Genomic DNA, 25,127 nt, shown 5'->3' on the forward strand with positions numbered 1-25,127 from the left:
GCTGCCGGCCTTTTTCTTTTTATCGGTCCGCCCCTCGCCTTGATCCTCCCCGAACTCAGTCCCGAATGGAAAACCGGCCTCTCCCTGGCATGGAGCGGCTACATCGCCGTGCTGTCGGTCTGGATCGTGATGCAGAAGCGCGCACCGGTGTCGACGATGAGCTGGATCCTGTCGCTGGCGCTGCTGCCGTTCGCGGGATTCGTCATCTACTACTTCCTCGGGCCGCAGCGCCTGCGCAAGCAGCGGCTCAAGCGCCTGCGCACCCGCGCAAACGCCAACGCGCAGGCCGACCTCGCGCGGTTGCGCGACGCGGCCGAGCATGCGCCGCCGGCGCTGCAGCAGATGGCGCGGCTGGGCACCGCGACCTGCGGCATCCCGGTATCGAGCGCCACCGGCGTCGAGCTGCTCTCGGGCGGGGCGCGCACCTTCGACGCGATCTTCGAGGCGGTGCGCGCGGCACGCGACCATGTGCATCTCGAGTACTACATCTTCGAGCCCGACACCATCGGCACCGCGCTGCGCGACCTGCTGGTGACGCGCGCGGGCGAGGGCGTGAAGGTGCGCCTGCTGATCGACGCGCTGGGCTCCAAGCGCATCGGCCGCAAGTTCATGGCGCCGATGCTGGCCGCGGGCGTGCAGGTGGCGCTGTTCCACGACACCAAGATCGGCCGCCGCCTGCGTCCCGTGACCAACTACCGCACCCACCGCAAGATCGTGGTGTGCGACGGCCGCGTGGGCTTCACCGGTGGCGTGAACATCACCGACGAGGAGGACAAGCGCACGCGTCCCGACGCCTACCACGACGTGCACCTGCGCGTGGAAGGCAGCGCGGTGCGCTGGCTGCAGACCACCTTCATGGAGGACTGGACCTATGCCACCGGCGAGGACCTGCACAGCTTCGGCGACGGGCTCGATGCTATGCTGCCGAAGGTGGAGGCCGGCGAGATCCCGGTGCAGATCGTCACCAGCGGGCCCGACAACACGCTCGAGGCCATCCACCGCATGCACGTCGAGGCGATCCACAACGCCAACCATCGCGCCTGGCTCACCACGCCGTACTTCGTGCCCGGCGAGCCTGCGCTGATGGCGCTCACCAGCGCCGCGCTGCGCGGTGTCGACGTGCGGCTGCTGGTGCCGCGGCGCAGCGACTCGGCCATCGTGAGCGCCGCCGCGCGCTCCTACTTCGACGAGCTGATCGCCGCGGGCGTGAAGGTGTGGGAGTACAAGGCGCGCATGCTGCACTCCAAGACGCTGGTGGTCGACGAGGACTGCGCGATGATCGGCACCGCGAATTTCGACAACCGCAGCTTCCGCCTCAACTTCGAGGTCTGCGCGGTGGTCTATGGTCCCGCGCTGACCCGGCCGCTGGCGGCGCAGTTCGAGACCGACCTGCACAGCTCGGCCGCGGTGCGCGCGCATCGGCCGCAGCCCTTCTGGCAACGGCTCGGCGACTCGATCGCGCGGCTGTCGTCGCCGCTGCTCTGAGGCCGGGCGCCGCACCCGGTATCCGCTTTCGCTTTCCCACAACGACATGACCGCTCAAACCTTCCTCTGGCACGACTACGAAACCTTCGGCGCCGTGCCGCGCCGCGACCGGCCCTCGCAGTTCGCCGCCATCCGCACCGACGCGGCGCTCAACGAGATCGGCGAGCCGCTGATGATCTATTGCAAGCCCGCGCCCGACTACCTGCCGAGTCCCGAGGCCACGCTGATCACAGGCATCACGCCGCAGCTGTGCCTCGAACGCGGCCTGCCCGAGCACGAGTTCGCGGCGCAGATCGAGCGCGCCTTCTCGCAGCCCGGCACCATCGGCGTGGGCTACAACACCATCCGCTTCGACGACGAGGTCACGCGCTTCCTGTTCTGGCGCAACCTCATCGATCCCTATGCGCGCGAGTGGCAGAACGAATGCGGCCGCTGGGACCTGCTCGACGTGGTGCGCCTGACCTATGCGTTGCGGCCCGACGGCATCCAGTGGCCGAAGAAGGAGGACGGCAGCGCCAGCTTCAAGCTCGAGGACCTCGCCAAGGCCAACGGCCTGCTGCACGAGTCGGCGCACGATGCGCTGTCGGACGTGCGCGCCACCATCGCGCTGGCGCGGCTGATCCGCAACGCGCAGCCCAAGCTGTTCGATTTCGCCTTCGCGCTGCACCGCAAGGACCGCGTGGCCACCGAGCTCGGCCTGCCGGCGGTGCGCGAGACCGCGAAGCCCTTCCTGCACGTCTCGGGCATGTTCCCGGCCGAGCGCGGCTGCCTGGCCGTGATGTGGCCGCTGGCCAGCCATCCCACCAACAAGAACGAGCTGCTGGCCTGGGACCTCGCGCACGACCCGAGCGAACTGCGCGACCTCGACGCCGACACCGTGCGCCTGCGCATGTTCACGCGCGCCGCCGAATTGCCCGAGGGCGTGGTGCGGCTGCCGATCAAGGGCGTGCACCTCAACAAGTCGCCGATGGTGGTGGGCAACCTGCGCACGCTGGCGGCGCCCATGGCCGAGCGCTGGAGCATCGATCTCGAGGCGGCCATGCGCCATGCCGCCATCGCGCGCGACCTGCCCGACATGAGCGCGATCTGGGCCAGGGTCTACGAACGGCCGAAGGAGGATGCGCCCGATGTCGACGAAGACCTGTACGGTGGTTTCGTCGGCAACGGCGACCGGCGCCGGCTCAACCAACTGCGCGCGCTCTCGCCGGCCGAACTCGCGAGGGACCGCACCGGTTTCGACGACGGGCGGCTCGAGGAGATCGTGTTCCGCTACCGCGCGCGCAACTGGCCCGAGACGCTGAGCGAGGAAGAGGCGCAGCGCTGGGAAGAACACCGCGTGGCGAAGCTGTTCGACGGCGAGGGCGGTGCCCGCACGGTCGAGGGGCTGTTCGCAGAGATCGATGCGCTGTCGGAGACGGTGGACGAGCAGGGCGAGGAACTGCTGGGCGCGCTCTACGACTACGCGGACGCGATCGCGCCGTCGCGTTGAACCTGCGGGATCGTTCATGCCGATGCCGATGCCGATGCCGATGCCGATGCCGTCGACGCGACGATTCCCACGCGGGCTCGCAGCCGCGATGCTGGCGCTGTCTCTGGCGGGATGCGGCTCGTTCCCCGCATCGCCAGGTGCAGCGGCCTGCGCCCCAGGCCTCTCGCCCTTCGAGCGCGACACCCTCTATTTCGGCCGCGCCATCCCCACCGGCGGCCAGGTCTCCGAAGCCGAGTGGCTGCGCTTCCTCGACGGCACCGTGACCCCGGCCTTCCCGCAAGGGCTCACCGTCATCGACGCCGTGGGCCAGTGGCGCGGCGAGGCGGGCGCGGTGGTGCGCGAGCCCTCGAAGATCGTGGTGCTGCTGCATCCGCGCGACGACAAGGCCGACGCGGCCATCGCCCGGGTCATCGCGGCCTACCGCCAGGCCTTCGCGCAGGAGGCCGTGCTGCAGGAAAGGCAGGCTGTCTGTGTCCGGTTCTGAACAGAACTCCGAGATGGATATCGTCCGGCGGCTGGTGCCGGCCGACGCCGTGGCCTATCGCGCGCGCATGCTCGATGCCTACGAGCGGCATCCCCGCGCCTTCACCTCGACGGTGGCCGAGCGCGGCGCCTTGCCGCTGCGTTTCTGGGAGGAGCGGCTGGCGTCCGGCGATGACACGGCCGACGTGGTCTATGGCGCCTTCGACGCCAGCGGGCTGGTCGGCGCGGCCGGTCTGAGCTTCGAGCGGCGCGAGCGCGCGCGGCACAAGGCGACGCTGTTCGGCATGTCGGTGGCCGAATCGGCCCGGCAGGCGGGCTTCGGCCGCCGGCTGGTGCTGGCGCTGCTGGACCATGCGCGCCAGCGGCCGGGCCTGCGCCTGGTGCAGCTCACCGTGACCGAGGGCAACGACGCCGCCCAGCGGCTCTACGAACGCTGCGGCTTCCGGCCCTTCGGCGTCGAGCCGCTGGCGATCGCGCTCGATGGCCAACTGCTGGGCAAGGTGCACATGTGGTGCGACTTGCTGCAGCCCGGCCAGGCGCGGGGCTGAAGCCCGGGGCAGGTCGAGCGCCGAGCGGCACCATTGCGGCCGCAACGGCGGTCCTGATTTCCCCCGGGCGCGCGTCCCCGGGCCCGCCCCCGTATGCTCCCCGCATGAATGCCACCGCCGCTGCGCTCGCCGATTTCGCCACGCGCCACCGCAAGCTGTTCGTGCTGACCGGCGCTGGCTGCAGCACCGAGTCGGGCATCCCCGACTATCGCGATGCGCGCGGCGAATGGAAGCGGCCCGCGCCCGTGACCTACCAGGCCTTCATGGGCGAGGAGGCGACACGGCGCCGCTATTGGGCGCGCAGCCTGATCGGTTGGCCGACCATGGCGCTGGCCCGCCCCGCGGCCGCGCACCTGGCGCTGGCACGGCTCGAGGCCACGGGCCGCGTCGGCCTGCTGCTGACCCAGAACGTCGATGGCCTGCACGAGGCCGCCGGCAGCCGCGCCACCATCGACCTGCACGGGCGCATCGACACCGTGCGCTGCATGGGCTGCGAACGCCGCCAGCCGCGCGCGCAGCTGCAGCGCGAGCTGCGCGCGCGCAACCCGCGCTGGGCCGCGCTCGAGGCGCGCGCGGCGCCCGACGGCGACGCCGACCTCGAGGGCCACGATTTCTCGGCCTTCGACGTGCCGGCCTGTGCCCATTGCGGCGGCCTGCTCAAGCCCGATGTGGTGTTCTTCGGCGAGAGCGTGCCGAGGGAGCGTGTCGCCGCCGCCTTTGCGGCACTCGAGGCCGCCGATGCGGTGCTGGTCGCGGGCTCCTCGCTGATGGTCTATTCGGGCTTCCGCTTCGTGCAGGCGGCCGCGGCGGCCGGCAAGCCGGTGGCGGCGGTGAATCTCGGACGCACGCGGGCCGACGCGCTGCTGGCGCTCAAGGTCGAGCGGCCGGTGGGCGAGTCGCTGGCGGCCCTGGCCGAGGCGCTGGCGCCCGAACCGCGCGCGGCTTGGCGAGCCAGCTAACGCAGCGAGCGGATGAAGCCGTCCACCGCCGAGGTGTAGCCACCCGGCAGGCCGAGTTCCGCATCGATCTCTCCATGCGACAGGTCCTGCGGCAGCAACTCGGCGCGGCCGCCGCTCGCGGCCACCCGGTCGGCGAACGCGCGGGCCTGCGCGCAGGAACCGTCGCGCCGCTGCGTCGAGCACACGAGCAGCAGCGGTGCCGTGCCCGGCGCGAGCTGGTCGGTCGGCGACACGCGGCGCCAGAAAGCGGGGTCGGCGCCGAACACGCGGTCGTAGAAGCGCAGGTGAGGCCGCTGCATCAGCGCCGCCGTGTCGAGCGCGGCGCTGTCGAGCGCGACCGTGCCGAGCCAGGGCCGCACGCCCTCTTGCCGCGCGAGCGGCGCGGAGGCAGCGAGCAGCGCGACCAGGTGCGCGCCGGCCGAGTGGCCCATGAGCACCACGCGGGCCGGATCGCCGCCCCAGGACGGCGCCTGCGACTGCACGGCCGCCAGCGCGCGCGCCACGTCCTGCGCCTGCTGCGCCACGTCGACCTGCGGCACGAAGCGGTAGCCGACCGACACCAGCACGAAGCCCCGTTCGCGCACCCAGTGCTCGACCTTGGGGCCGACGACCGAGGCCGCCGCCTTGTCGCCGAACATCCAGGCGCCGCCATGGACCATCACGAGCACCGGGGCGGCTTCGGCGTTGGCCGGCAGGTAGGCGTCCATGCGCTGGCGCGGATCGGGGCCGTAGGGCAGGTCGGCGATGCGGCGCACCCCTGCCGCGGGCGACGCGGCCGTCGATTCGGGTGGCGCCGCGGCCGGCAGCGGTGCCGCGCATGCCGCCGCCAGCAGCAGCACGAGCACGCGGGGCACGAGGCGTTTCATCGCGGCGTGTGCGTTGCCGGCGCCAGGACTCAGGCCTTCTTCGCGAGCATCCAGCTCGTCGCGTCGCCACGGCCCGGCAGGTGCAGCGCGGCCGTCGCCGCCGGCGTCTCGGCCAGCAGCCGGCCCTTGCGGAACACCTTCAGGCGCGTGGCGCGCAGCCGGATCGCCTCGACCGGATCGCGTGCCTGCAGCAGCACGAAGCTCGCATCGCGGCCGGCCTCGAGGCCGTAGTTCTCGAGGTGCATCACGCGCGCGGCGTTGGTGGTCACGGCCTCGAAGCACTGGCGGATGCCGGCCTGGCTGGTCATCTGCGCCACGTGCAGGCCCATGTGCGCCACCTCGAGCATGTCGCCCGAGCCCATGCCGTACCAGGGGTCCATCACGCAGTCGTGGCCGAAGGCGACGTTGACGCCGGCGGCCAGCAGCTCGGGCACGCGCGTCATGCCGCGGCGCTTGGGATAGCTGTCGTGGCGGCCCTGCAGCGTGATGTTGATCAACGGGTTCGACACCACGCTCACGCCGGCCTCGGCGATCAGCGGCAGCAGCTTGCTCACGTAGTAGTTGTCCATCGAATGCATCGAGGTGCAGTGCGAGCCCGTGACCCGGCCCTGCAGCCCCAGGCGCTGCGTCTCGAAGGCCAGGGTCTCGATGTGGCGCGAGAGCGGGTCGTCGGACTCGTCGCAGTGCATGTCGACCAGCTTGCCGCGCTCGGCCGCGATCTCGCACAGCCGCTTCACGCTGGCCGCGCCGTCGGCCATGGTGCGCTCGAAGTGCGGAATGCCGCCGACCACGTCCACGCCCTTGTCGAGTGCGCGCTCGATGTTCTCGAGCCCGCCCGGGATGCGCAGCGCGCCGTCCTGCGGAAAGGCCACCAGCTGCAGGTCGAGGTAGGGCGCCACGCGGCGCTTGACCTCGAGCAGCGCATCGACCGCCAGCAGGCTGGCATCGCTGGTGTCCACATGCGAGCGCACCGCGAGCAGCCCCTTGGCCACCGCCCAGTCGCAGTAGGCCAGCGCGCGCTCGATCAGCGCCTCGGCCGTCAACAGCGGCTTGAGCTCGCCCCACAGCGCGATGCCCTCGAGCAAGGTGCCGCTCTGGTTGACGCGCGGCAGGCCGTAGCTCAGCGTGGCGTCCATGTGGAAATGCGGGTCGACGAAATGCGGCGCGACCAGCTGGCCGGCGGCATCGAGCGTGTCGTGCGCCGGCGCGGCCAGGCCGGCCGTGACTTCGGCGATGCGGCCGTCCTGCACGGCGATCGACATGCCGGTGCGGCCGTCGGGGAGGGTGGCGTTGGTGAGGAGGAGGTCGAGCATCGTGCGGGCTTGCGGATCGTTGTGGGGAGATTCGGCCTGGCGTGGCCGGCCGGCCGATCTCAGCGCGTGCGCTGCGGCCGGAAACGGTACTGGCCCGGTGCCGGGCCGACCTCGATGGTCACGCGCCGCAGCTTGTCGTCGTGCCCCGAGTCGGCCTTGGCCGTGAGCACGATGCCGCGCGGCGTGGCGCGGCAGGTCAGGTCGCTGAGCGCGATCTCGGCATGGTCGTTGTCGAGCTCGGCAATGGCCACCGTGTGCGCGGCCTGCAGGCTGCCGTTGGCGTCGCGCGCCATCCACTGCACGTAGAGGAAGGACTGCGCGTACTGTTCGGCGTGCACCACGCGGTAGGTGCCCTGGTGGTTCGGTCCCCAGGCGCCGCAGAGCTGGACCCAGGTGACGGCGTCGGGCGTCTTGAAGCTGTCGTAGCCGTAGTCGCTGCCCAGCGCATGGGCGCCAGGGCCGCCGAGTACCAGCAGCGCAGCGAGACAGGCCGCGCGCAGGCCGGTCGCGGTCATCAGCGCTCCCCCTTGCGGTAGGGCTTCATCAGCGCCTGCGGATAGCTGGCCTTGCGGGCCACGAGCACCAGGGCGAGGATCGACAGCAGGTAGGGCAGCATCAGGTACAGCTGGTAGGGCAGGAAGGCGTCGCCCGATTGTTGCAAACGAAGCTGAAGCGCGTCGAAGAAAGCGAACAGCAGCGCACCCAGCAGGGCCTTGCCAGGCCGCCACGAAGCGAACACCACCAGCGCGACGCAGATCCAGCCGCGGCCGTTGACCATGTTGAAGAAGAAGGCGTTGAAGGCCGACAGCGTGAGGAAGGCGCCCGCCACGCCCATCAGCGCCGAGCCGGCCACGATGGCGCCGGTGCGCGTGGCCGCGACCGACACGCCCTGGCTCTCGGCCGCCTGCGGGTTCTCGCCGACCATGCGCAGCGCCAGGCCCAGCGGCGTGCGGTAGAGCAGCCAGGCCACCGCGGGCACCAGCGCCAGCGCGAGCAGGGTCAGCGGCGTCTGGGCGCCCAGCACCGGGATGTGCAGCCACTCCATGGGCGCGAAGGGCACGATGGTCGGCGGCGTGTTGACCTTCGGGAAGCTCACGCGGTAGCCGAAGTAGCTCAGCGCGGTCGCGAGCATGGTGATGCCCAGCCCCGACACGTGCTGCGAGAGCGCCAGGCCCACGGTCAGGAAGGCATGCAGCAGCCCGAACACGGCGCCCGTGAGCGCCGCGATGCCCACGCCCGCCCACAGCGGCGCGCCCAGGTACACCGCGAGCCAGCCGGTGAAGGCGCCCGCGACCATGATCCCCTCGATGCCGAGGTTGAGCACGCCGGCGCGCTCGCACAGCAGCACGCCGAGCGTGCCGAGGATCAGCGGCGTGGCGATGCGCAGCACCGCGACCCAGAAGGCCGGGTTGGCGAGGATGTCGAGCAGCTCGGTCATCGGCTCCTCCGCACGCGGTACTGGGTCAGCAGGGTCGCCACCAGCACCGCGATCAGCGAGGCCGCGACGATCACGTCGGCGATGTAGGTCGGCACGCCGACGGCGCGGCTCATGGTGTCGGCGCCGACCAGCACGCCGGCGACGAACACGCCGGCCGCGATCACGCCCAGCGGATGCAGGCCGGCCAGCATCGCGATCACGATGCCGGTGTAGCCATAGCCGGGCGACATGTCGAGCGTGACGTAACTCGTGCGGCCCGCGACCTCGATCGCGCCCGCCAGCCCCGCCAGTGCGCCCGACAGCAGCGCCACCGAGACCACGGTGCGCGTCACCGGCACGCCGGCGAAGGCGGCGGCGCGCGCATTGGCGCCGACGGCGCGGATGTCGAAGCCCAGCACCGTGTATTTGAAGACCGCCCACACCATCACCGCGAGCGACACGGCCCACAGCAACCCCGTGTGGACGCGCGTCTGGGCGATCAGCTTGCCGAGCTCCAGGTCCGACTGCAGCGACACGCTCTGCGGCCAGCCCATGGCGGTCGGGTCCTTCATCGGCCCGTCGAGCAGCGCCGACACGCCCAGCAGCACGATGAAGTTGATCAGCAGCGTGGTCACGACCTCGTCGACGCCGAGCCTGTTCTTCATCAGCGCCGGGCCCAGCAGCATCAGCGCGCCGGCCACGGCGGCGGCCAGCATCATCAGCGGAAACAGCAGCCAGGGCGAGAGCTCGAAGCCGGTGCCGCCATGCATGCCGCCCACGGCGACCGCGGCCAGCGCACCCGCGTAGAGCTGCCCCTCGGCGCCGATGTTGAACAGCCGCGCCTTGAACGCGACCGTGGCGGCCAGCCCGGTGAGGATCAGCGGGATCGCGCGCGTGAGGGTCTCGCTCCAGGCGAACACCGAGCCGAAGCCGCCCTGCAGCAGCAGGGCGTAGGTGCGGCCCACGGGCGCGCCGGCCCACAGCACCAGCAGCGCGCTGATCGCGAGCGTGAAGGCGACCGCGCCGATGGGCGCCAGGACCAGCGCGGTGCGCGAGGCCTGGTGGCGTCGTTCGAGCCGCATCATGGCGTGGCCTCCTTCGCGGTGGAGGCGGTGGCACCGGCCATCGCCAGGCCGATCGCCTCGCGCGTCCAGGCCGAGGCGGCGCGCGCCTCGCCGAGGTGGCCGCCGTGCATCACCGCCACGCGGTCACCGAGCGCCAGCACCTCGTCGAGGTCGTCCGAGATCACGAGCACGGCCGCGCCGGCATCGCGCGCGGCGATCAGCTGCTGCTGCACATAGGCCACGGCGCCGATGTCCAGGCCCCAGGTCGGCTGGTGCGCCACGATCAGGCGCGGGGCCTGGGTCGGGTACCTGCGTTCCTCGTCGCGGCCGGGCTCGGGCTGCTCGGGCGGCAGCAGGGCGCGGCCGAGGATCAGCTTCTGCATGTTGCCGCCCGACAGCGAGCGCGCCGGCGCCATCAGGCCGGCACCGCGCACGTCGAAGGCCTGCTCGATGCGGCGCGCATGCAGTCGCGCGGCCGCGCGCTTCACGAACATCGCGCCGCGCGAGAACACCGGGCTGCGCAGCCGCTCCGACACCGCGTTCTCCCACACCGGCAGGTCGCCGACCACGCCGACCGCATGCCGGTCCTCGGGAATGCGCGCCACGCCGCGCTGCACCAGCCGCGCGGGCGAGGGCGGCAGGGCGCGGCCCATGAGCTGCGCGCGGCCCGCGGTGGCGCGGCGGGTGCCGCACAGCAACTCGGCCAGCGCCACCTGCCCGTTGCCCGAGACGCCCGCGATCGCGGTGATCTCGCCCGCGCGCAGCGTCAGCGAGACCTCGCGCAGCCGGTCCTGGCCGCCGCTCTTCGAAGCCGCGGTGCTCACGCGGTCGAGCACGCAGACCGCGTCGCCGACCGACTTCGCGGGCCGGCGCCGGGGCGCCTCGACCGCGTGCCCGACCATCCACAGCGCGAGCTGCGTCTGCGTCGTGCCGGCCGTGGCCGCCTCGGCCACCAGCTTGCCGCCGCGCAGCACGGCCACGCGGTGCGACACGCGCAGCACCTCGCCGAGCTTGTGGCTGATGAAGATCACCGACAGGCCTTGCGCCACCATCTGCGAGAGCGTGGCGAACAGCGCCTCGCTCTCCTGCGGCGTGAGCACGGCGGTGGGTTCGTCGAGGATCAGGATGCGCGCGCCGCGGTACAGCGCCTTGAGGATTTCGACCCGCTGGCGCTCGCCCACCGAGAGGCTGCCGATGGTCGCCTCGGGCCGCACCGGCAGCCCGAAGCGCTGCGCCACCTCGAGCAGCCGGGCGCGCGCGGCCGCGCGGCGCGACAGCGGGCGCCACAGCGGCTCGGTGCCCATGGTCACGTTGTCGAGCACGCTGAGGTTGTCGGCCAGCGTGAAGTGCTGGTGCACCATGCCGACGCCCGCGGCCAGCGCGGCCTTGGGGTTGCCCGGTGCGAGCGGCGCGCCGAAGACCTCGATGCGGCCTTCGTCGGCGACGTAGTGGCCGAACAGGATCGACATCAGCGTCGACTTGCCGGCACCGTTCTCGCCGAGCAGCGCCAGCACTTCGCCGGCACGCAGGTCGAGGGAGATGGCATCGTTGGCGACCAGGCTGCCGAAGCGCTTGGTGATGCCCTGGAGGCGAAGGACGGTCGTGCTGCTCATGAATCTCTGGTTCCTTCCCCGCGTCGGTCCCGCGGGGCAAGGGGTGTCACTTCCACGCAGCCAGGAACGCCAGCATGACCTTCGCGGAGTTGTCGGCCGCGATGTTCATGAAGGTGCCCATCTCGTTCTCGCCATCGCCGCCGCCGGCCAGGTCGCTGAGCGAGCGGAAGGCGATGTACGGCACGCCGTTGCTGTAGGCCACCATGCCCACGGCCGCGGTCTCCATGTCGAGCACGTTGGCCTGGAAGGTCTTGAAGGTGTATTCGCGATAGGCCTTGTTGTCCATGAAGGCCTGGCCCGAGACGCCGTTGCCGCCCACCACGAGCTGGGGCTTGCGCGCCAGGCACTTGCCGGCGCTGCAGCTCGCGAGGTCGACGTTGCGGATGCCGCGCGCCACCTCGAGCATCCTCGGGTCGGCCTCGAACCAGAACTTGCGCTCGATGCCGGGCCGCGCGGCCGAGCGCACCTCGACCGGGCGCGGGAACATCATGCCGAAGTTGGGCAGGGTGGCGTCGGTGATGAAGGGCGGGGCCGCGTACTTGCCGGGCGCGGTCTCGCGCGCCATCAGCACCTCGAGGTACTGGCCCCACTGGGCCGGCACCGTCACGTCGCCGACATGCAGCGAAGGGTTCACGCCGCCCGCGATGCCGCTGAACACGATGTTCGTGACGCGGAAGCGGTTGAGCGCGAGCTGCGTGTTCATGGTCGCGTTGGTCATGCTGATGCCCGAGAGGAACAGCACGACCGGCTTGCCCTCGAGCGTGCCGGTGGTGAACTCGACGCCGTTCACGCCGTGCTTCGCCGCGCCCTGCAGGCGCGCGAGCAACAGCTTGAGTTCGGGCTCGAAGGCCGAGATGACCGCGATGCGCGGCGTGTCGTCGAGCCGGGTGCCGCTGTTGATGCTGACGCCGGTGCCCTTGTAGACACCGACGCAGCCCGCGAGGCCGAAGGCCAGCACACCGGCCGCGAGCAGGGAACGCCAGCGCGGGGTCATCGCTCGGCTCACTTCGCGGTGGACTTCGGTTGGCCGTCGTCCACCTTCACGGTGAACTTGCCGGCGAGGATGTCGGCCTGCTTGGCCTTGACCTTGGCGACGATCTCGGCCGGCACCTTCTTCTCGAAGGTGCCCAGCGGCGCGAGCTCGGAGCCCTTGTACTTCATCTGCGAATAGATGCCGTAGTCCTCGGCGGCGAACTTGCCTTCCTTCACCAGCTTGATCGCGCGGTCGGCCGAGGGCTCGAAGTTCCACAGCGCCGAGGCGACCACGGTGTCGGGGTACTGGGCCTGGGTGTCGATCACGTTGCCGATCGCGAGCTTGCCCTTTTCCTTGGCCGCGTCCGAGACGCCGAAGCGCTCGGCGTACATGATGTCGGCGCCTTTGTCGATCATCGCGAAGGCCGCTTCCTTGGCCTTGGGCGGGTCGAACCAGCTGTTGATGAAGCTCACGCTGAACTCGACCTTGGGATTGGTCTCCTTGGCGCCGGCCATGAAGGCGTTCATCAGGCGGTTGACCTCGGGGATCGGGAAGCCGCCGACCATGCCGATGCGGTTGCTCTTGGTCATGCCGCCGGCGACCATGCCGCTGAGGTAGGCCGGTTCCTGGATGTAGTTGTCGAACACGCTGAAGTTGGGCGCCTGCGGCTTGAGCGAGGAGCCCATCAGGAAGGCGACCTTCGGGAAGTCCTTGGCGACCTTGCGCGCCGCGGCCTCGACGCCGAACACCTCGCCGAGGATCAGCTGGTTGCCGCCGGTGGCGTATTCGCGCATCACGCGCTCGTAGTCGGCGTTGCTGACGTTCTCGGTGGCCTTGTACTCGATCTCGCCGCGCGCCTCGGCGGCCTTCAGCGCCTTGTGGATGCGGCCCACCCATTGCTGCTCGAAGGGGACGGTGTAGACCGCCGCCACCTTGAGCTTGGCCTGCGCGAACGCGAGGCCGGGAAGGCCGGCCGCGAGGGCCGCGGCGATGGCGATGGAACGAACGATCAGGGGGCGGCGTGCTGTCACGGTGCTTCTCCTCGGGTGATGGATCTGGTGGAACTGGTGCGGGCTCGGATCGTCGCACCGCGCCCTGCGCGGGGCGGTGGACCGATGCTGCGAAGCAGGAACCGGGCCGCTTCTCTTCTTGTCGCGTTTACTTGGTGCCGAAGATCCGGTCGCCGGCGTCGCCGAGGCCAGGGAGGATGTACCCGTGGTCGTTCAGTTCGCGGTCGATCGCGGCGGTGTAGATCGGCACGTCGGGGTGCGCCTTCTGCATCGTTGCCACGCCCTCGGGGCAGGTCAGCAGGCAGACGAACTTGATCGACTTGGGATTGAGTTCCTTGAGCCGCTCGACCGCCGCCACCGCCGAGTTGCCGGTGGCCAGCATCGGGTCGACCACGATCACGTCGCGGTTCTCCATCTCGCCGGGCATCTTGAAGTAGTACTCGACCGCGGTCAGCGTCTTCGGGTCGCGGTACAGGCCGATGTGGCCGACGCGCGCGCCCGGCACCACGGTGAGCATGCCGTCCAGGATGCCGGTGCCCGCGCGCAGGATCGACACCAGCACCAGCTTCTTGCCGTCGATGACCTTGGCCTGCATGGTCTCGAGCGGCGTCTCGACCTCGACGTCCTGCATCGGCATGTCGCGCGTGACCTCGTAGGCCATGAGCATGCTGATCTCGTTGAGGAGCCGGCGGAAGCTGTTGGTGGACGCGTCCTTGCGGCGCATCAGCGTGAGCTTGTGCTGGACGAGGGGATGGTCGAGGAGGTGGACGTTGCTCATTGGAATTCTTCGATTCGTTCTGCGTTGGCGAAACCCGGAAGTCTAAAAGACTGGCCAGGCCCTAGAAGACCGTGCCGTCGCTCTCGATCTGCAGCGGTGGCGCACCGTCACGCAAGCGCTGTGCCAGTGCCCGGCCCGCGGCCCAGGTGCCGCCCTCGAGCACGCAGGCCAGCGGCAGCTGTTCCTCGGTGCGGCCGAGCACCTTGCGCACGCGCGGCGCCAGTTCGTCGAGCAGGGCCACGGTGAGCGCGCGCCACTCGACGATGAACTCGTCGCCGGCCTTCCAGCGCCGTTCGAGCAGCGCCGCGTCCTTGGGCACGATCACGCCGCTGTCGATCAGCAGGCCGCCGTTGCGGTATTCGGGCAGCGCGGTCAGGGCCTCGAGGTGGCGCACCTTCACGCCGGCCCACTCGAAGGGCTCGAGCAGCGAATAGGTCAGCCACTGCGAGAGCTTGTGGAAGGGCATCCAGCCGTTGGTGAGGCCCGGGCCCGGCACCGCGCTGTGGCGCCAGCAGTCGCCGAGCGCCAGCGCGGGATCGCCCGAGCCGATGCCGCCGGGGTTGTCGCTGCCGTCGGCCGCGATGCTGTCGACCGCATTGGCCGAGGGCCAGATGCGCGACAGCGAGTCGAGCAGCAGCGACAGGATCGCGTGCGCGCCGATCTCGGCGGTGGGCGGCGCGGCCGGGCCGAAGGGGCCGACCAGCGCGTCGAACAGGTTGCCGGGCCGGCCGTCCTCGCCGAACACCTCGGGCTGCTCGGCCAGCGCCTCGCCGAGCCGGCGCAGCAGCGTGGCGCGGCCCGCGAGGCCGACCAGCGGATTGACCTCGCTGACCTGGAAGGCGGCGCCGAGCCGGTCGGTGACCAGGCCGCGCAGCCCGGCGGCATCGGCCTGCAGCGGGCGCTCGGGGTCGGAGGAGAACAGGCCGCTGGTGAAGGCGTGGAAGCTCGCCACGCCCAGGCCCTCGGAGCGCGTGAAGCGCTCGCCGCTGGCCGGTTCGGTGTAGTGCCAGTCGGGGCCGGCGCCGGCATCGAGCAGCACGCTGACCAGCACCAGGTCGATGTGGGCGCGCGCGCGCTGCCGCGCATCGGCCTCGCCGAGCAGCTCGTCGAGCTGGGCCCGGCGGTCGACGCCGCCGGCCTCGAAGTGGCGCCAGCGGCTGTGATAGGGGATGGTGTCCCAGGGATAGCGCTCGCGCGTGACCTCGGCCACGGTGCGCGCGGCGTCCTCGAGCGCGTTGTCGTCGCCGATGCGGAACCAGCGCGATTCGCCGTGGCGTGCGCGCGCCAGCAGGCCGGCGGCGCGGCGGCGCACTTCGGCGGTGCTGCGCAGCAGGCGCGCGGCGCCCGCGGGATGGCCGGCATCGACCGCGAACTCGGTCGCGGGATCGACCCGGCCCTCGTCGCCGGGCCGCAGGCTGCCCGAGCCGTCGACGGGAAGGTGGTCGCGAAAATCGTTGTTGCTGCTCGTCATTCGTTCAGTCCCCGGCCCTTGGCCTTCTTGAGTTCCTCCGCGTCCGGCACCGGTCCCGGCGTGAAATAGCCGGCGGCCATCTTGGCGTCCATCTCGACGCGCGCGTCGGCGGGGATCAGTTCGTCGGGAATGTTCACGCGTTCGCCGATCTCGATGCCCGAGCCGACGATGGCGTCGAACTTCATGTTGCTCATCGACACCAGCCGATGGATCTTTCGGATGCCCAGCCAGTGGAAGACGTCGGGCATCAGCTCCTGGAAGCGCATGTCCTGCACGCCGGCCACGCATTCGGTGCGCGCGAAGTACTGGTCGGCGGTGTCGCCGCCGACCTGGCGCTTGCGCGCGTTGTAGACCAGGAACTTGGTGACCTCGCCGAGCGCGCGGCCCTCTTTGCGCGAGTAGGCGATGAGGCCGACGCCGCCGCGCTGCGCGCCCTGGATGCATTCCTCGATGGCGTGCGTGAGATAGGGCCGGCAGGTGCAGATGTCGGAGCCGAACACGTCGGAGCCGTTGCACTCGTCGTGGATGCGCGCCGTGAGCTCGACCTCGGGATTGGCCAGGTCGCGCGGGTTGCCGAAGATGTAGAGCGTCTGCCCGCCGATCGGCGGCAGGAACACCTCGAGGTCGGAGCGCGTGACCAGCTCGGGGTACATGCCGCCGGTTTCCTCGAACAGCACGCGGCGCAGGTCGGTTTCGGAACAGCCGAAGCGCCGCGCCACCTCGGGCAGGTACCAGACCGGCTCGATCGCGGCCTTGGTCACCATCGCGGCGCCGCCGGCCGTGAGGAAGTGGCCGTCGGCCTTGAGCCGGCCCTTCTGCAGCGCCTCGATCACCTCGGGCAGGATCACGTGCGCCTTGGTGATGGCGATGGTCGGGCGGATGTCGTAGCCGGCCGCGAGCTCGCTCCTGAAGGCATCGGCCACCAGCGCGCCCCAGGGGTCGAGCGAGACGATGCGCCCGGGTTCGCTCCACTGCGGATAGGGGCCGATGATGTCGGTGGGCGCGGTGTTCGTGAGGTCGGCCTTGTGCTCGCGCTTGAGCGCGCCCGCGGCCACCGCGAGGGCGCGGTACACGCTGTACGAGCCGCTGTGCGTGCCGATGACGTTGCGGTGCGCGCGCTTGGTGGTGGTGCCGACGATCGGCCCGCGCTCGGTGGCGGTGGCCGCGCCCCAGCGGATCGGCAGCGCGCCGAAGCCGCCGCTGTGCGAGGTCAGCCGGATGTGGCCGCTGGGCGTGGGGACGACGGTCTGGACCGGGAGCGCGGCGGCCGAGGGAACCGGTGGCACCGGCGCGGCGGGGGGAACGGGGGAGGCGGAGGACGAAGGGATCGCAGTGCTGTCGACGGACATGAATGGCCCTCAAAAAATGCAATGTACCGATCGACCGCATGGCTTGCAAGCCGGGGAACGACGGACAACGCCGCGTGCGTGGCGCGGCCGAGGGCGCGAGACGGATCGCGGCGAAGAAGCTCAGGCCGGCGAGGAGCGCAGCCCGTAGACCTTGCCGCCGACGAACAGGTACTCGGCGCGCAGCACCGCATCGCCTTTCTCGCCGGTGAAGGTGAAGCCCAGCACGCCGAGTTGCGTGCCGGTCTTGATCTCCTCCACGCCCCAGGCCGACAGCCGCGTGAGCGGCGCGAGCTCGACCAGCCACTTGCGGTCGCGCCGCGTCGGCAGCTGGGCCTTGGCGAGCAGCGAGGGCCCGTCGACCGAGGCGCTCTGCTTCGGCAGTGCGCGCTGCTTCAGGTCGGCCGGCAGCACGGGTTTCTCGGGCAGTTCGAGTTCGAGCTCGCCGTGCGGGTTGCGCCACATCACGCGGGTGGCGCGGCCCTCGAGGTAGAGCGGGCGCTCCTGGTCGAAACTGCTCCAGCCATGGTGCGCGCGCGCCGGTAGCGCGAGGCCCAGGCCGAGGCCCAGCGAACTGGCGACGAAGGTGCGTCTTGGCAGCGGCATGGCGGTCTCCTCGGAGGATGGGTGGGAGCGGGCCGGGGCCGGCTCAGGCATAGGCGATCCAGCGCCCGCAGATGATGACAGCGAGCCAGAAGGCCAGCGACAACAGGCACTGCAGCCGTCCGGTCTTTGCGGCGGGCCCGTCGAGCAGGGCGGAGCCGCCGCGCGCATGGAACAGCGCCGCGTTCGCGCCGGCCAGCGCGATCAGCAGCAGCTTGAGGCGGAAGGCCGGATTGGCGAGCAGCTCTCCGGGCTGGCCCGCGAACATGGCCAGGCCGGTGGCGGCGCACAGGCCGAAGCCCGCCAGCGCGGGCCCCAGCGTGAGGCGCGCGAGCCGGGCCGCGGGCAGGTCGCGGCCCAGGCCCAGCGCGCGCAGCTCGAACACCAGCAGGCCGCCGAACAGCATCGCGATGCCGACGATGTGCACCGCCTCCAGCGCCGGGTAGGCCCAGGGATGCGAGACGAGTCCTTTGAACACCGGGGCGATGCCGGACGACATGAGCACTCCTCGAGGGGTTGGCGGGGCAGCTTAGTGCAGCGGGCGGTGTCTCGGGATCAAGGCCCGGCACCGCGCGGGCCCTTGCGGCCGCATGGTGGCGTGGTGGCATCCGGCGGAACTTTTTCGGCGCGGCTGTAACCTGCCGGTGCGATGGCACGAAACAACGAAGGCAGCAGGATGCATGCGAGCGACGCCGAGGCGGTGCTGCGCGGTCTCTTCCTTCGCGGCCTCGACGGCGACGCGAAGGCGTACCGCGACTTCCTGCAGCGACTCAGCGCGCACCTGCGCGCTTTCCTGGGCCGGCGGCTGTTCGGCTGGCCCGATGATGTGGAAGACCTCGTCCAGGAATGCCTGCTCGCCATGCACAACCAGCGCCATACCTACCAGAGCGACCAGCCGCTGACGGCCTGGGTGCATGCGATCGCGCGCTACAAGATGATCGACCTGCTGCGCGCCAAGTCCTCGCGCGAGGTGCTGCAGGATCCGCTGGACGACGAGCAGGGCCTGTTCGCCGCCTCCGAGATCGAGGCCAGCGACGCGCGCCGCGACCTCGGCGGCCTGCTCCAGACCCTGCCCGAGCGCCAGCGCCTGCCGATCGTGCACGTGAAGATCGAGGGCCTGTCGGTGGCCGAGACCGCGAGCCTCACGGGCATGTCCGAGTCGGCGGTCAAGGTAGGCATCCACCGCGGGCTCAAGGCGCTGGCGGCGCGTTTCGGAGGCGCGGCGTGAAGACCGACGACCTCGTCGCGCTGCTGGCTGCCGGCCCGGTGGCCGCGCCGCGCCGCGCGGCGAGCCGGCGGCTCTGGCTGGCCCTGGCCGTCGGCGTGCCGCTGTCGCTCGCGATCATGTTCGTCGGCTACGGGCCGCGGCGCGACCTGCTGGCGGTGCTGTTCTGGCCGATGCTCTGGGTCAAGCTGCTGTTCCCGCTGGCGATCGCGGGCGCGGCCTTCGTGATGGCGCAGCGGCTCGCGCGCCCGGGCGTGCCGGTGCGCCGGGCCTGGATCGGTGCCGCGCTGCCGGTGCTGGCGATCTGGATGCTGGCCGTGGTGGCCTGGATCGATGCCCCCCAGGAGGCGCGCATGCCCTCGCTGATGGGGCAGACGTGGCGCGTCTGCACGGCCAGCATCGCCCTGATGGCGCTGCCGGTCTTCGCGGGCGCGATGGCCGCGCTGCGCAGCCTCGCGCCGACCCGGCCCGCGCTCGCAGGCGCGGCGGCCGGCGCGCTGGCCGGCGGCGTGGGCGCGGCCGTCTATGCGCTGCATTGCCCCGAGCTCACCGCGCCGTTCATCGCGGTCTGGTACGTGAGCGGGATCGCAGTGCCGGTGCTGGTGGGTGCCTTGCTGGGGCCGCGGCTGCTGCGCTGGTAGGGGCCGGCTCTGGCAGCGCCTGCGAGCGCTCGTACGCCTCACTGGGACAAACCCTGCACGGCGGCGAAATGTCGTTCGCTGAACAGTTCGAAAAGAGCGAAAGGATTGCAATCGCGTCGCGTTTTTCCTCACAACAAAGGAGACATCGATGCGAGACATCCTCAGAGCGGGACTGCGGGTCCTGGGCCTGTGCGTGGTCGTCACCCTCGCGAGCTGCGGCGGCAGCGGGGGCGGCGGCGTGGCGTTGCCGATCCTTCCTCCGACCAGTCCGCCGCCCACCTCGCCGCCAGTGACGGGCGAGCTCGAGATACGCACCCTGTCGAACCGCGCCGACATGCTCAGCGACGGCGACGCCTACGTGGAGATCGTGCTGCCCAAGGGCGCCGACGCGCTCGACCTGGCGGTCGACCTCGACGGGCGCGACCTTGGCGCGGCCTTCGCGCTGCGCCCCAACGGCCGCGTGCTGGGCACGGTGTCGGGCTTGCGCGAAGGCCGCAACCTGCTCACGGCCACCTTGAAGACGGCGAAGAAGGGCGCGCGGCTCGCGCTCACGAACTTCGGCCGCGCCGGCAACATCTTCGCGGGCGTGCCGATCCAGCCCTGGGTGTGCGCCACCAGGGCGCCGAGCGCGGCACTGGTGAATCCCGCGGGCACGGGGCTGTCGGCCACGGTCATCACGCAGGTCAGCGGCCTCGACGCCGATCCGGTCGATGCCGACTGCAACGCGCCCACCCGGTTCACCCACTACTACCAGCCCAAGGCGAAGCAGGGCACCGACTGCGGCTACGCGCCGATCGGCGCCAACCCCTGCTTCGTCGAATACGACCCGGCGAAGCGGCCCGCCGATGCCGAGATCGCCGATTTCACCAACGACCGCGGCGACACGGTGAAGAGCCTGCTGCGGGTGGAGCTCGGCACCATGGGCCGCAGCATGTACCAGGTGGCGGTGTTCTTCGACCCGGCCAGGCCGTGGACCCCCTGGGCGCCGCAGAAGGGCTGGAACGGCAAGGTGCTGTGGAAGATGGGCGCCTCGGCCTCGGGCAACCGCTTCCAGCAGAACCCGGGCCTCGCGATCTTCGACGACAACGCGCTGCGCGCGGGCTACATGACGGTCAACTCGCAGCTCACCAACCACAACGACAACAACAACGAGTTCCTCGCGACCGAGAACATCATGATGGTGAAGGAACACGTGATCGACACCTACGGCGAGATCCGCTTCACCATGGCCGACGGCGGCTCGGGCGGCTCGATGATGCAGACGGTGCCGGCCTCGGTGATGCCGGGCCTGCTCGACGGGCTGCAGACCGGGGTGAGCTATCCCGACGCGGTCACGACCTGGATCGAGACGCGCGACTGCGGCATCCTCTGGCGCTACTACATGACCGCCGCGGGCACCGGACTGACGCCCGCGCAGCGCGCCGCGATCGAGGGCCATCCGAGCGCCGACCACTGCACCACCTGGGTCTATTCCTTCCTCGCGCCGCAGAACCCGGTGCTGGCCGCCAATTGCGGCCCGGGCTTCCCCGACGCGGTGGTCTACGACCCGGCGCTGCGGCCCACCGGCGTGCGCTGCTCGATCCACGACGTGATGACGCCGGTCCTCGGCACGGTGGTCGACGTCGACCGCAACGTGAAGCCGAACCTGCCGTACGACAACGCGGGCGTGCAGTACGGGCTCAAGGCGCTGCGCGCCGGCACCATCACGCCCGAGCAGTTCGTGGCGCTCAACGAGGGCGTGGGCAGCTGGGACGCCGACATGGTGTGGTCGGGCGACCGCGTCGCGGTGCCGGCGCCGCGCGCCCGCGCGCTGCCCTCGTCCATGAGCGCGCTCTACCGCAGCGGCCTGGTGAGCGTCGGGCGCAACCTCGCGCAGGTGCCGATCATCGACCTGCGGCCGCAGCTCGGCGTGGACATCCACATGACCTGGCGCACCTGGCAGCAGCGCGCGCGGCTCGACGCGGCCAACGGCCAGCACGACAACCACGTGGTGCGCGCCAGCGGCGCCTACACCGGGCCCGCGATGTTCCGCCAGACCTTCCTGATGATGGACCGCTGGCTCAGCGCGATCGAGCGCGACAAGTCGGGCGACACGAAGGAGCGCAAGGTGGTGAAGAACAAGCCCGCCGACGCGGTCGACTTCTGCATCGCGGGCGCGGGCAACACCGAGGCCGAACTGGTGGACGTGGGCTTCGAGAGCGCCGCCTGCCCGGTCAAGCCCTACGAGTCGGTGCGCATCGTCTCGGGCGGGCCGCTGTCGGAGGACGTGTTCAAGTGCCAGCTCAAGCCGCTGGACTTCGCCTCGGCGGACTATGCCGGCGCCGTCTTCACGGGCGCCCAGCAGAACCGGTTGAAGGCCGTGTTCACCGATGGCGTGTGCGACTGGCGCAAGCCGGGCGTGGGCCAGGTGCCGTGGACGCCGACCAGCTTCCGCGGCGGTCCGGGCGGGCAGGACCTGCCGGCCGCGCCGGTGTCGACGCCGCTCTGAGGACGCGGGCGTCTCAGGCGAGCTGGTTGGCCGGATAGCGCGACAGCCGCTGCCGGTCGAGCACGTTGATGCAGCCGTAGCCGGTCTTGATGAGCTGCGCGGCCTCGAGCTCGTGCAGCGCCACGTTCACGCGCTGGCGCGACACGCCGACCATCCAGCCGATCTCTTCCTGGCTGATCTGCAGGGTGGCATCGGTGTTGGGATAGAGCACCGGGTGGAACAGGCTCGCGATGCCGCGCGCGACGCGGCCCGTGGGCTCGAGCAGGCGGTCGAACTTGACCGTGGCGATGAACTGGCTGAGCCGCTCGTTCAGGTGCGACAGCATGAAGTGGTTGAACGGCACGCTCCTGTCGAGCAGCCAGGTGAAGGTGTCGCGCGGCAGGTGCAGGGTGACGGTGGGGCGGGTGGCGGCGATCTCGTACTTGCGCTGCTCGACCTTCAGCAGCGAGCCCTCGCCGATCCAGCCGCCCGCGGCCACGCCCGTGAACATCACGGGCTTGCCGTCGGCCGAGGTGTCCTGCACGCGCAGGAAGCCCTCGATCACGCCGATCCAGCTGTCGGCGATCTCGTTGCGCTGGCAGACGAACTCGCCCTGGCCGTGCTCGCGCGTGTAGAGCGCCTTGTAGGCGGTCTCGCGCTCGCATTGCGTGAGCACGCGCGGCCAGATGCAGCGCTCCCAGAACGCCGCGATGTCCCTGGCCGGTGTCTTGCCCGAGGACATGGATGCGTTGCCGCCCGGTTCAGCGCTTCTTCGAGCCGAAGATGCCGCCGAGCACGCCGCGCAGGATCTCCTTGCCGACCGAGGTGCCCATGGTGCGCACCGCCGACTTGGCCATGGTCTGCACCAGGCCGTCGTGCTTGGCGCCGCGCGGGCCGGTGTGGCCGAACAGCAGGTCGTTGAGCATGCCGCCGGCGCCCGAACCCTCATCGGCCGGCTTGCCGGGCGCCGTCTTGCCCGCCGCGGGGGCATCGGGCGCGGTCTCGGCGCGGCCCTTGAGCTTCTCGTAGGCCGATTCGCGGTCGACCGCCTTCTCGTAGACGCCCGCCACCAGCGAGTTGGCCAAGAGCGCCTGGCGCTGCGCGGCCGTGATCGGGCCGATCTGGCTGCCGGGCGGCAGCACGTAGACGCGCTCGGTCACGCTCGGGCGGCCCTTGTCGTCGAGGAAACTCACGAGCGCCTCGCCGACCGCGAGCTCGGTGATGGCCTTCTCGATGTCGAGGCCGGGCTTCTGCCGCATCGTGGTGGCGGTGGCCTTCACCGCTTTCTGGTCGCGCGGCGTGAAGGCACGCAGCGCATGCTGCACGCGGTTGCCGAGCTGGGCCAGCACCGAATCGGGAATGTCGAGCGGGTTCTGGGTCACGAAATAGACGCCCACGCCCTTGGAGCGCACCAGCCGCACCACGAGCTCGATGCGCTCGACCAGCGCCTTGGGCGCCTCGTTGAACAACAGGTGGGCCTCGTCGAAGAAGAAGGCCAGCTTGGGCTGGTCGGGGTCGCCGATCTCGGGCAACTGCTCGAACAGCTCCGACAGCATCCACAGCAGGAAGGTGGCATAGAGGCGCGGCGAATTCATGAGCTTGTCGGCCGCGAGGATGTTGACCACGCCCTTGCCGCCCACGGTCTGCATGAAGTCGGCGATGTTGAGCATCGGCTCGCCGAAGAACCTGTCGCCGCCCTGGGTCTCGATCTGCAGCAGGCCGCGCTGGATCGCGCCCACGCTGGCGGCGCTGATGTTGCCGTACTGGGTGGTGAACTGGCTCGCGTTCTCGCCCACGTACTGCAGCATGGCGCGCAGGTCCTTGAGGTCGAGCAGCAGCAGGCCGTTGTCGTCGGCGATCTTGAACACCAGGTTCAGCACGCCGGCCTGGGTTTCGTTGAGGTCGAGCATGCGCCCCAGCAGCAGCGGCCCCATGTCGGAGATGGTGGCGCGCACCGGGTGGCCCTGCTCGCCGAACACGTCCCACAGCGTGACGGGGCAGCCCAGCGGCTCGGGCAGCTCGATGCCGCGCTCCTTGAGGGTGGCGGCCATCTTCTCGCCGATGGCGCCTTGCTGGCTGATGCCGGTCAGGTCGCCCTTGACGTCGGCCATGAACACCGGCACGCCGATGGCCGACAGCTTTTCGGCCATGGTCTGCAGCGTGACCGTCTTGCCGGTGCCGGTGGCACCGGTGATGAGGCCGTGGCGGTTGGCGAGGGCCGGGAGGAGGGTGCATTCCACGCTGTCGTGGCGGGCGATCAGAAGAGGGTCGGCCATGGACGGTTCCGGGTCGTGTCGGGGCGGCCAGTCTAATCAAGCTGCCCTCCTATAATCCACGGCCCACGCGCCCCCGCGGCAAAAAGTTTCTGGAGGTTTTTCTTGTCTTCGACTGCTCAGCCCCCCATTCCCGCCGATGGCGATGCCGAACAGTCGCCGATCGAGCAGGAACTGGCCGTGCTGCTGGTGAACGCCCTCAATCTCGAGGTGGCACCAGCCGACATCGTCCCGACCGAGCCGCTGTACGGCGAAGGCCTCGGCCTCGACTCGATCGACATCCTCGAGGTCGCGCTCGAAGTCTCGCGCCGCTATGGCTTCCAGCTGCGTTCGGACGACGAACGCAACCAGCAGATCTTCCAGTCGTTGCGCACGCTCGCGGCCCACGTCGCCCAGAACCGCGCGGCCTGAACCCCATGTCACGTTGGCGCCTGGCGCTCCTGCTGCTGGTGGGAGTGGCCTATGCCGGTGCTTCCCACTGGATGATGCTGTTCCACGCCACCGAGCCGTGGGCGGTGGTCGTGCTGCTCGGGCCGCTGTGGCTCGCCGCCATGGGCTTCGCCGCCAGCCGCTTCGGCCGCTGGGGCTTCGCCGCGGTGGTCGCACTGGGCCTGGCCGGCTTCGCGCTGGTGCTCAGCGGCGAAGCGGGCGACACCAACCGGCTCTACGTGTTCCAGCACGTGGCCATCAATGCCTTGCTGTGCGGCTGGTTCGGCTCCACGCTGCGCGGCGACAGCGTGCCGCTGATCACCCAGTTCGCGCAGCGCGTGCATCCGTTGCGCGGCGCGATGCGGGCCTACACGACGCAGCTCACGCGCATCTGGACCGCTTATTTCGCGCTGGTGGTGCTCTCGTCGATCGTGGTCTACCTCACGCTGTCGTTCTCGGCCTGGTCGCTGCTGGCCAACGTGCTGACGCCCGCCAGCGTGGCGCTGCTGTTCGTCGGCGAACACCTGCTGCGCTACCGGCTGCACCCCGAGTTCGAGCGCACCCGCATGGTCGATGCGGTGCGCGCCTTCTACGGCAACTCGTCGGCCGACAGCGGCGCCGGCGGCGGCCCGCGCTGAGCCCCGCCGGCCCGGCGGACCGACACGAAAGAGGAA

Annotated in this window: 25 protein-coding genes; 10 read left to right on the top strand and 15 right to left on the bottom strand. The window is 70.8% G+C overall.

The features are described from left to right. Nucleotides 1–39: 39 nt before the first annotated feature. The 5 genes from cls (at nucleotide 40) to ACODT0_RS13750 (ending at nucleotide 4,964) form a co-directional block, all read left to right on the top strand. Complete coding sequence (cls, locus tag ACODT0_RS13730; protein ID WP_489041501.1) at nucleotides 40–1,485, top strand: cardiolipin synthase; 1,446 nt, start codon at nucleotides 40–42, stop codon at nucleotides 1,483–1,485. Nucleotides 1,486–1,531: 46 nt separating this feature from the next. Further along, nucleotides 1,532–2,974 (top strand): exodeoxyribonuclease I, encoded by a 1,443-nt coding sequence (sbcB, locus tag ACODT0_RS13735; protein WP_489041502.1) that lies wholly within the window; start codon nucleotides 1,532–1,534, stop codon nucleotides 2,972–2,974. Nucleotides 2,975–3,062: 88 nt separating this feature from the next. Further along, nucleotides 3,063–3,458, top strand: coding sequence for a DUF3574 domain-containing protein (locus ACODT0_RS13740; RefSeq protein ID WP_489041503.1), 396 nt, complete (start codon nucleotides 3,063–3,065; stop codon nucleotides 3,456–3,458). Nucleotides 3,459–3,471: 13 nt separating this feature from the next. Then, on the top strand, nucleotides 3,472–4,005 hold the full coding sequence (locus ACODT0_RS13745; protein WP_489041504.1) for a GNAT family N-acetyltransferase: 534 nt from the start codon (nucleotides 3,472–3,474) through the stop codon (nucleotides 4,003–4,005). 104 nt (nucleotides 4,006–4,109) lie between these two features. After that, complete coding sequence (locus ACODT0_RS13750) at nucleotides 4,110–4,964, top strand: NAD-dependent protein deacetylase (RefSeq protein ID WP_489041505.1); 855 nt, start codon at nucleotides 4,110–4,112, stop codon at nucleotides 4,962–4,964. Here ACODT0_RS13750 and ACODT0_RS13755 read toward each other — a convergent pair. The 13 genes from ACODT0_RS13755 to ACODT0_RS13815 form a co-directional block, all read right to left on the bottom strand. Then, nucleotides 4,961–5,830: an alpha/beta hydrolase gene (locus ACODT0_RS13755; protein ID WP_489041506.1), complete on the bottom strand. Its 870-nt coding sequence runs from the start codon at nucleotides 5,828–5,830 to the stop codon at nucleotides 4,961–4,963. The genes ACODT0_RS13750 and ACODT0_RS13755 overlap by 4 nt on opposite strands. A 29-nt stretch (nucleotides 5,831–5,859) precedes the next feature. Next, nucleotides 5,860–7,143 carry an amidohydrolase family protein gene (locus ACODT0_RS13760; RefSeq protein WP_057594823.1) on the bottom strand — a complete coding sequence of 428 codons (1,284 nt, stop codon included), beginning with the start codon at nucleotides 7,141–7,143 and terminating at the stop codon, nucleotides 5,860–5,862. Nucleotides 7,144–7,202: 59 nt separating this feature from the next. Beyond that, nucleotides 7,203–7,658, bottom strand: a complete 456-nt coding sequence (locus ACODT0_RS13765; protein ID WP_057594822.1) for a hypothetical protein — start codon at nucleotides 7,656–7,658, stop codon at nucleotides 7,203–7,205. Further along, on the bottom strand, nucleotides 7,658–8,581 hold the full coding sequence (locus ACODT0_RS13770; protein WP_057594821.1) for an ABC transporter permease: 924 nt from the start codon (nucleotides 8,579–8,581) through the stop codon (nucleotides 7,658–7,660). The genes ACODT0_RS13765 and ACODT0_RS13770 overlap by 1 nt, the downstream gene beginning before the upstream one ends. Continuing rightward, nucleotides 8,578–9,642, bottom strand: a complete 1,065-nt coding sequence (locus ACODT0_RS13775; protein ID WP_172705451.1) for an ABC transporter permease — start codon at nucleotides 9,640–9,642, stop codon at nucleotides 8,578–8,580. The genes ACODT0_RS13770 and ACODT0_RS13775 overlap by 4 nt, the downstream gene beginning before the upstream one ends. Continuing rightward, nucleotides 9,642–11,237, bottom strand: a complete 1,596-nt coding sequence (locus tag ACODT0_RS13780; RefSeq protein WP_489041507.1) for an ABC transporter ATP-binding protein — start codon at nucleotides 11,235–11,237, stop codon at nucleotides 9,642–9,644. The genes ACODT0_RS13775 and ACODT0_RS13780 overlap by 1 nt, the downstream gene beginning before the upstream one ends. A gap of 46 nt (nucleotides 11,238–11,283) precedes the next feature. After that, on the bottom strand, nucleotides 11,284–12,231 hold the full coding sequence (locus tag ACODT0_RS13785) for a 5'-methylthioadenosine/S-adenosylhomocysteine nucleosidase (protein WP_057594818.1): 948 nt from the start codon (nucleotides 12,229–12,231) through the stop codon (nucleotides 11,284–11,286). 8 nt (nucleotides 12,232–12,239) lie between these two features. Then, nucleotides 12,240–13,241: a BMP family protein gene (locus tag ACODT0_RS13790; RefSeq protein WP_489041508.1), complete on the bottom strand. Its 1,002-nt coding sequence runs from the start codon at nucleotides 13,239–13,241 to the stop codon at nucleotides 12,240–12,242. Nucleotides 13,242–13,368: 127 nt separating this feature from the next. Continuing rightward, nucleotides 13,369–13,998 carry a uracil phosphoribosyltransferase gene (upp, locus tag ACODT0_RS13795; protein ID WP_057594816.1) on the bottom strand — a complete coding sequence of 210 codons (630 nt, stop codon included), beginning with the start codon at nucleotides 13,996–13,998 and terminating at the stop codon, nucleotides 13,369–13,371. Nucleotides 13,999–14,059: 61 nt separating this feature from the next. Next, nucleotides 14,060–15,469: a URC4/urg3 family protein gene (locus ACODT0_RS13800; protein ID WP_261205608.1), complete on the bottom strand. Its 1,410-nt coding sequence runs from the start codon at nucleotides 15,467–15,469 to the stop codon at nucleotides 14,060–14,062. Then, a complete protein-coding gene (locus ACODT0_RS13805) occupies nucleotides 15,466–16,818 on the bottom strand; it encodes a GTP cyclohydrolase II (protein WP_261205610.1) in 1,353 nt (450 codons plus the stop codon). The genes ACODT0_RS13800 and ACODT0_RS13805 overlap by 4 nt, the downstream gene beginning before the upstream one ends. Nucleotides 16,819–16,938: 120 nt before the next feature. Then, on the bottom strand, nucleotides 16,939–17,421 hold the full coding sequence (locus ACODT0_RS13810; RefSeq protein ID WP_489041509.1) for a DUF6152 family protein: 483 nt from the start codon (nucleotides 17,419–17,421) through the stop codon (nucleotides 16,939–16,941). A gap of 43 nt (nucleotides 17,422–17,464) precedes the next feature. Then, on the bottom strand, nucleotides 17,465–17,896 hold the full coding sequence (locus ACODT0_RS13815; RefSeq protein WP_261205962.1) for a hypothetical protein: 432 nt from the start codon (nucleotides 17,894–17,896) through the stop codon (nucleotides 17,465–17,467). A gap of 171 nt (nucleotides 17,897–18,067) precedes the next feature. Between ACODT0_RS13815 and ACODT0_RS13820 the strand changes: the two genes are divergently transcribed. The 3 genes from ACODT0_RS13820 to ACODT0_RS13830 all read left to right on the top strand — a co-directional run bounded on the left by ACODT0_RS13820 (nucleotide 18,068) and on the right by ACODT0_RS13830 (nucleotide 21,772). Continuing rightward, on the top strand, nucleotides 18,068–18,646 hold the full coding sequence (locus tag ACODT0_RS13820; RefSeq protein ID WP_057596229.1) for a sigma-70 family RNA polymerase sigma factor: 579 nt from the start codon (nucleotides 18,068–18,070) through the stop codon (nucleotides 18,644–18,646). After that, a complete protein-coding gene (locus ACODT0_RS13825; protein ID WP_489041510.1) occupies nucleotides 18,643–19,284 on the top strand; it encodes a DUF1109 domain-containing protein in 642 nt (213 codons plus the stop codon). Before ACODT0_RS13820 ends, ACODT0_RS13825 begins: the two co-directional genes overlap by 4 nt. A gap of 148 nt (nucleotides 19,285–19,432) precedes the next feature. Then, nucleotides 19,433–21,772, top strand: a complete 2,340-nt coding sequence (locus tag ACODT0_RS13830; protein WP_296728020.1) for a DUF6351 family protein — start codon at nucleotides 19,433–19,435, stop codon at nucleotides 21,770–21,772. A 13-nt stretch (nucleotides 21,773–21,785) separates the two neighbouring features. On the opposite strand, the gene ACODT0_RS13835 is transcribed toward ACODT0_RS13830, so the two are convergent. Together ACODT0_RS13835 and ACODT0_RS13840 are read right to left on the bottom strand one after the other, a co-directional pair. Next, the gene (locus tag ACODT0_RS13835) at nucleotides 21,786–22,493 is read right to left on the bottom strand and encodes a Crp/Fnr family transcriptional regulator (protein ID WP_489041511.1); all 708 of its coding nucleotides are present in this window, start codon (nucleotides 22,491–22,493) and stop codon (nucleotides 21,786–21,788) included. A gap of 19 nt (nucleotides 22,494–22,512) precedes the next feature. After that, entirely contained in the window at nucleotides 22,513–24,027 is a 1,515-nt protein-coding gene (locus ACODT0_RS13840) for a helicase HerA-like domain-containing protein (RefSeq protein ID WP_489041512.1), read from the bottom strand. Nucleotides 24,028–24,129: 102 nt separating this feature from the next. On the opposite strand from ACODT0_RS13840, the gene ACODT0_RS13845 reads away from it, so the two are divergent. Together ACODT0_RS13845 and ACODT0_RS13850 are read left to right on the top strand one after the other, a co-directional pair. Continuing rightward, nucleotides 24,130–24,435, top strand: a complete 306-nt coding sequence (locus ACODT0_RS13845) for a phosphopantetheine-binding protein (RefSeq protein ID WP_057596224.1) — start codon at nucleotides 24,130–24,132, stop codon at nucleotides 24,433–24,435. Between the two features lie 5 nt (nucleotides 24,436–24,440). Then, nucleotides 24,441–25,091, top strand: coding sequence for a COG4648 family protein (locus ACODT0_RS13850; protein ID WP_261205617.1), 651 nt, complete (start codon nucleotides 24,441–24,443; stop codon nucleotides 25,089–25,091). Nucleotides 25,092–25,127 lie beyond the last annotated feature (36 nt).

The organism is Variovorax sp. FG153, assembly GCF_057809595.1.

Bases quoted from the DNA above. Each gene is read 5' to 3' on its own strand.
- sbcB (WP_489041502.1), top strand. From the start codon at position 1,532: ATGACCGCTCAAACCTTCCTCTGGCACGACTACGAAACCTTCGGCGCC.
- ACODT0_RS13740 (WP_489041503.1), top strand. From the start codon at position 3,063: ATGCTGGCGCTGTCTCTGGCGGGATGCGGCTCGTTCCCCGCATCGCCA.
- ACODT0_RS13745 (WP_489041504.1), top strand. From the start codon at position 3,472: ATGGATATCGTCCGGCGGCTGGTGCCGGCCGACGCCGTGGCCTATCGC.
- ACODT0_RS13750 (WP_489041505.1), top strand. From the start codon at position 4,110: ATGAATGCCACCGCCGCTGCGCTCGCCGATTTCGCCACGCGCCACCGC.
- ACODT0_RS13755 (WP_489041506.1), bottom strand. From the start codon at position 5,830: ATGAAACGCCTCGTGCCCCGCGTGCTCGTGCTGCTGCTGGCGGCGGCA.
- ACODT0_RS13760 (WP_057594823.1), bottom strand. From the start codon at position 7,143: ATGCTCGACCTCCTCCTCACCAACGCCACCCTCCCCGACGGCCGCACC.
- ACODT0_RS13765 (WP_057594822.1), bottom strand. From the start codon at position 7,658: ATGACCGCGACCGGCCTGCGCGCGGCCTGTCTCGCTGCGCTGCTGGTA.
- ACODT0_RS13770 (WP_057594821.1), bottom strand. From the start codon at position 8,581: ATGACCGAGCTGCTCGACATCCTCGCCAACCCGGCCTTCTGGGTCGCG.
- ACODT0_RS13775 (WP_172705451.1), bottom strand. From the start codon at position 9,642: ATGCGGCTCGAACGACGCCACCAGGCCTCGCGCACCGCGCTGGTCCTG.
- ACODT0_RS13780 (WP_489041507.1), bottom strand. From the start codon at position 11,237: ATGAGCAGCACGACCGTCCTTCGCCTCCAGGGCATCACCAAGCGCTTC.
- ACODT0_RS13785 (WP_057594818.1), bottom strand. From the start codon at position 12,231: ATGACCCCGCGCTGGCGTTCCCTGCTCGCGGCCGGTGTGCTGGCCTTC.
- upp (WP_057594816.1), bottom strand. From the start codon at position 13,998: ATGAGCAACGTCCACCTCCTCGACCATCCCCTCGTCCAGCACAAGCTC.
- ACODT0_RS13800 (WP_261205608.1), bottom strand. From the start codon at position 15,469: ATGACGAGCAGCAACAACGATTTTCGCGACCACCTTCCCGTCGACGGC.
- ACODT0_RS13805 (WP_261205610.1), bottom strand. From the start codon at position 16,818: ATGTCCGTCGACAGCACTGCGATCCCTTCGTCCTCCGCCTCCCCCGTT.
- ACODT0_RS13810 (WP_489041509.1), bottom strand. From the start codon at position 17,421: ATGCCGCTGCCAAGACGCACCTTCGTCGCCAGTTCGCTGGGCCTCGGC.
- ACODT0_RS13820 (WP_057596229.1), top strand. From the start codon at position 18,068: ATGGCACGAAACAACGAAGGCAGCAGGATGCATGCGAGCGACGCCGAG.
- ACODT0_RS13830 (WP_296728020.1), top strand. From the start codon at position 19,433: ATGCGAGACATCCTCAGAGCGGGACTGCGGGTCCTGGGCCTGTGCGTG.
- ACODT0_RS13835 (WP_489041511.1), bottom strand. From the start codon at position 22,493: ATGTCCTCGGGCAAGACACCGGCCAGGGACATCGCGGCGTTCTGGGAG.
- ACODT0_RS13840 (WP_489041512.1), bottom strand. From the start codon at position 24,027: ATGGCCGACCCTCTTCTGATCGCCCGCCACGACAGCGTGGAATGCACC.
- ACODT0_RS13850 (WP_261205617.1), top strand. From the start codon at position 24,441: ATGTCACGTTGGCGCCTGGCGCTCCTGCTGCTGGTGGGAGTGGCCTAT.